Origin of the sequence: Sphingomonas sp., assembly GCF_031380695.1 — a bacterium.
In the GTDB taxonomy this organism is placed as follows: domain Bacteria; phylum Pseudomonadota; class Alphaproteobacteria; order Sphingomonadales; family Sphingomonadaceae; genus Sphingomicrobium.
Genome location: NZ_JANMWY010000314.1, coordinates 1 through 2,829, shown reverse-complemented (window position 1 = coordinate 2,829; position 2,829 = coordinate 1). Strand labels below are relative to the sequence as shown.

The window sequence follows — 2,829 nt, the reverse complement described above, 5'->3', positions numbered from 1 at the left end:
CCGAGGTCATAGCGGAAATGCTGGCAGAACAGGGATGCAACATGCTTGCCCTTAGGTGCGAGGCTGTCGTCGAGGGTCGAAGGGATCAGCATCTCGATGATCGGCTGTTTTGCCCAGCCGTTCTGGCGCGCGTCGAGATAGGCGCGGTCCATATAGCCCAGGTTCGGCGCCATGATGATCCCGGCGGTGAGATGGTCGCCGCGCCCGGGGAGCACGGTGAAGTTCGGCAGCCGGTCGAGCGCCACGTTCATGCGGAAGGTCGCGGATTCGCATGACCAGCGGCCCATATGGCCCTCGACCTGCGCGCTGACGGCGCCTTTCGGGATCAGCCGGTCGAATAGCAGCTTGGGGTTGACCCCGGCGACGACGGTCCCCGCCCGCCACGCCTTGCCGCCCGAGATCACCCCCGCCGCCCGGCCCTTCTCGACGATAACTTCGTCGACGGCTGAGTTGACGAGGATGTCGACCCCTGCCTCGCGCGCCGCCCGCGCCATCGCCTGGGTGATCGCGCCCATCCCGCCGATGGAATGGCCCCACGCACCGGGAACTCCAGCAGCTTCGCCGAACAGTTGGTGGAGCAGGACGTAGGCGGTCCCGGCCGAATAGGGCGAGGCGAAATTGCCGACGACGCCGTCAAAGCCGAACAGCGCCTTGGCGAGGTCGCCCTTGAAATGGCGGTCGAGGATATCGCCTTCGGACTTGGTGGCATAGTCGTGGAGGATGCGGATTTCCTCGGTCGACAGGCCGATGAGGTCGCGGCCGAGCGACAGTAAAGACGGCCATCCGCCGATCCCCGCGCCGACTTGCGGCGGTGCCTTGAGGAGCCATTTCTGGATGAGCGGGACGACCGTCGCCAGCTGCTCGACATAGCGGTCATAGGCCGGGCCATCCTCGGGATGGTGCCGGGCGAGCTCGGCCCGGGTCAGCCCGTCGCGCCCGCCGAGCAGATACTGGCCGCGCTCGCCGGGGAGGAAATTGTCGATCTTGCGCAGGACGACCTTGAGGCCGTGGCGTTCGAGTTCGAGGTCGCGGATGACCTTGGGGTTGAGCAGGCTGACGGTGTAGGCCGCCGCCGAGTTGCGGAAGCCGGGGTGGAATTCGTCGGTCACCGCCGCACCACCGACGACGTCCGCTGCCTCGAGCACTGCGACCTTGAGGCCCTTCTTCGCCAGGTAGGTGGCACAAGTCAGACCGTTATGGCCGGCCCCGATGATGACGACGTCGTGGGTCCCAGCCGTGCCGCTCATCGCATCAAAACCAGTTCTTCGGCCATCGTTGGGTGCAGCGCTACGGTCGCGTCGAAGTCGGCTTTCTTCAGCCCCGCCTTCACCGCGATCGCCGCCGCCTGGAGGATTTCGGGCGCGTCGGGGCCGATCATGTGGATGCCGACGACCCGCTCCGATGCCTCGTCGACGACCAGCTTGAAGAGCGAGCGTTCGTTGCGGCCGGCGAGGACGTTCTTCATCGCGCGGAAATCCGAGGTGAAGGTCTTGATCGTGCCATATTTCTCGCGCGCCTGGCTTTCGGTCAGGCCGACACCGGCAATCGGCGGGTGGCTGAAGACCGCGTTGGGGACACAGTCGTAATCGACCGGGGTGCCGCCCGACCCAAACTGAGCGTCGGCGAAGGCTTGTCCCTCGCGGATCGCGACCGGGGTCAGCTGGATGCGGTCGGTGACATCGCCCACCGCGAAGATGGTCGGTACGCTGGTGCGGCTATCCTGGTCGACCTTGACCTCGCCGCGCTCGCCGAGCTCGACCCCGGCCTCTTCCAGCCCAAGCCCCTCGATGTTGGGCTTGCGCCCGACCGCGAACAGCACGGCGTCGGCCTGGAGATCGTCGCAGCCGTTCATCGCCAGATGGAGCATGCCGTCGTCGCGCTTTTCGATCCGGTCGAAGCTCGCCTTGAAGCGGAAGTCGACACCCTTGCCGATCGAGATCTGCAGCAAGCGGTCGCGCATCGAGTCGTCATAGCCGCGCAGGATCGTGTCCGAGCGATTGACGATCGTCACATGGCTGCCGAACTGGTGGAACACGCCGGCGAATTCATTGGCGATATAGCCGCCGCCGACGATGACAATGCGCTTCGGCAGCGATTCGAGCAGGAACACCTCGTTGGAGGTGATCGCATGCTCGATGCCCTCGATCTCGGGCATGAACGGGCGCGCGCCGGTAGCAATCAGGATCTTGGCGGCGGTGACGGTCTTGCCCGACGCCAGGCGAACCGTATTCGGCCCGGCGACGGTCGCACGTTCGAGGAAAGTCTCGACTTTGTGACTGGCGAGGGTCTGGCCGTATAGGCCTTCGAGCCGGGTCACTTCGGCGGCGACATTGTCACGCAGCACCGCCCAGTCGAATCTTTTGACCGGCACGTCCCAGCCGAACATCGCCGCGTCGTTCAGATCTTCGGCGAAGTGGGCGCCGTAAACGAGCAATTTCTTGGGTACGCAGCCGCGGATGACGCAGGTGCCGCCGACCCGATATTCCTCCGCCACCGCGGCCCGCGCGCCATGCCCGGCAGCGATCCTAGACGCGCGCACGCCGCCCGAACCGGCACCGATGACAAACAGGTCATAATCGAAATCAGTCGTGTTCTTATAGTCGCTCACAGGCCGGCCCTCTCGATCAATGCCCGCGTCGACGGGTCGAATTTCGCGCGCTCCGCCGGATCGTCGATCGCCTTGGCCATCTGCTTGCCGAGCTCGACGCCGAACTGGTCGAACGGGTTGATGCCGAGCAGCACCGCGTTGGCGAAAGTGCGGTGCTCGTAGAAAGCGAGCAGCGCGCCCAATGTGCGCGGGTCGAGCCGGTCGAGCAGGATGGTCGAGGA

2 protein-coding genes and 1 pseudogene are annotated in these 2,829 nt (G+C 65.5%); all 3 read right to left on the bottom strand.

Going from position 1 to position 2,829, the window contains the following annotated elements; translation table 11 throughout:
* The coding region (locus RMN84_RS11370; protein WP_309612280.1) for an NAD(P)/FAD-dependent oxidoreductase at positions 1–1,247 on the bottom strand (1,247 nt) is incomplete at its 3' end.
* Entirely contained in the window at positions 1,244–2,608 is a 1,365-nt protein-coding gene (gene gorA, locus RMN84_RS11365; RefSeq protein WP_309612279.1) for a glutathione-disulfide reductase, read from the bottom strand. The genes RMN84_RS11370 and gorA, both read right to left, overlap by 4 nt.
* Positions 2,605–2,829, bottom strand: a pseudogene (locus tag RMN84_RS11360) (glucose-6-phosphate isomerase); the annotation flags it as partial. The pseudogene RMN84_RS11360 and the gene gorA, both read right to left, overlap by 4 nt.